The organism is Stenotrophomonas sp. SMYL89, from assembly GCF_036319985.1.
In the GTDB taxonomy this organism is placed as follows: domain Bacteria; phylum Pseudomonadota; class Gammaproteobacteria; order Xanthomonadales; family Xanthomonadaceae; genus Stenotrophomonas; species Stenotrophomonas maltophilia_Q.
Genome location: NZ_JAWIRW010000021.1, coordinates 1 through 1,801, shown reverse-complemented (window position 1 = coordinate 1,801; position 1,801 = coordinate 1). Strand labels below are relative to the sequence as shown.

The following is a 1,801-nucleotide window of genomic DNA, read 5'->3' as shown; positions in this document are numbered from 1 at the left end:
GGTGGGGGAACCCCCCCTGGTCGTGCGCAGCCTTGCTGGGGGGGGTGCTGGAAAAGCAGCCGAGCATGGCTCGGCTCTACAGAGAGAAAGGTAAGTTACCCTGACCGTTCTACCGGAGACGCTGCATGACGCCCCGCTACGTGCTGGCCATCGACCAGGGCACCACCAGTTCGCGCGCGATCCTGTTCGACCGTGCTGGCGACGTCGTCGGCAGTGCGCAGCGCGAGTTCGCGCAGATCTTCCCGCAACCGGGCTGGGTCGAGCATGACCCGCGCGAGATCCTCACCAGCGTCTATGCCACGCTGACCGAACTGCTCACCCGCGAACAGATCGAACCGCGCCATATCGCCGCGCTGGGCATCACCAACCAGCGCGAGACCACCGTGGTCTGGGACCGCGCCACCGGCCAGCCGATCCACAATGCCATCGTCTGGCAGTCGCGGCAGAGCCACGCCATCTGCGAGCGGCTGAAGTCCGACGGGCATGAGGCACTGGTCCGCGAACGCACCGGCCTGCTGATCGACGCCTATTTCTCCGCTACCAAGGTGCGCTGGATCCTCGACCACGTGGAAGGTGCGCAGCAACGCGCCGAGCGTGGCGAGCTGCTGTTCGGCACCATCGACAGCTGGCTTGTGTGGAACCTCAGTGGCGGCCAGGCGCATGTGACCGACTACAGCAATGCCGCGCGCACCCTGCTGTTCAACATCCACACGCTGGACTGGGATGACGACCTGCTGGCGCTGCTGGACATACCCCGCGCGATGCTGCCGCAGGTACGCGATTCCAGCGCGGTGTATGCGCACACCCGGCCGCAGTTCTTCTTCGACCACCCGATTCCGATCGCCGGCATCGCCGGAGACCAGCAAGCGGCGCTGTTCGGCCAGGCCTGCTTCCAGCCGGGCATGGTCAAGAACACCTATGGCACCGGCTGCTTCATGCTGATGCACACCGGCACGCAGGCGGTACGATCCCGTAACGGCCTGCTGACCACCATTGCCTGGGGCCTGGATGGCCGTGTGGAATATGCGCTGGAAGGCTCGATCTTCATCGCCGGCTCGGTGGTGCAGTGGCTGCGCGACGGCCTGCGCATGATCGACCGTGCCAGTGACAGCCAGGCATTGGCCGCGCAGGTGCCCGACAGTGGTGGCGCCTACCTGGTGCCGGCGTTCGTCGGCCTGGGCGCCCCCTATTGGCGCAGTGATGTGCGCGGCGCGATGTTCGGCCTGACCCGCGGCACCCGCAAGGCGCACTTCGTGCGCGCAGCGCTGGAGGCGATGGCGTACCAGACCCGCGATGTGCTCGACGCGATGCAGTCCGATGCGGGCATCGCGCTGACCGAACTGCGCGCCGACGGCGGTGCAATCGGTAATGACTTCCTGGCCGGCTTCCAGGCCGACATCCTCGGCGTGCCGCTGCTGCGGCCACGGTTGACCGAGACCACTGCACTGGGCGCGGCCTACCTGGCCGGTCTGGCGGTGGGGTTCTGGACCAGCCGCGAACAGATCGCAGCGCAGTGGGGCCTGGACCGGCGCTTCGCGCCACAGATGGACGTGGCCCGGCGCGAGAAGCTGTATGCCGGGTGGCAGCAGGCCGTGGCGGCCACCCTCGCCTTCCACGTCGATTGAAACTGCAATGCCGTGCCGTGCCGTGCCCGGCTACAGTACGTGGGTTGCCCCTGTAGAGCCGAGATCCTATGTTCGCGGTCAAGCCTGCTGGAAGCAGGCTTGACCCACTTTCAGCATGGCTGGGTCAAAGTCCCGACCGCTTTTGAAGACCCCCCAGGCGATCCTGGCCAGCTTTC

At 66.7% G+C, this 1,801-nt stretch carries 1 protein-coding gene; it reads left to right on the top strand.

All coding sequences use genetic code 11. The features are described from left to right. Positions 1 to 125: 125 nt before the first annotated feature. Positions 126 to 1,625: a glycerol kinase GlpK gene (glpK, locus tag V3B41_RS18155; protein ID WP_049429098.1), complete on the top strand. Its 1,500-nt coding sequence runs from the start codon at positions 126 to 128 to the stop codon at positions 1,623 to 1,625. The last annotated feature ends 176 nt before the right edge of the window (positions 1,626 to 1,801 follow it).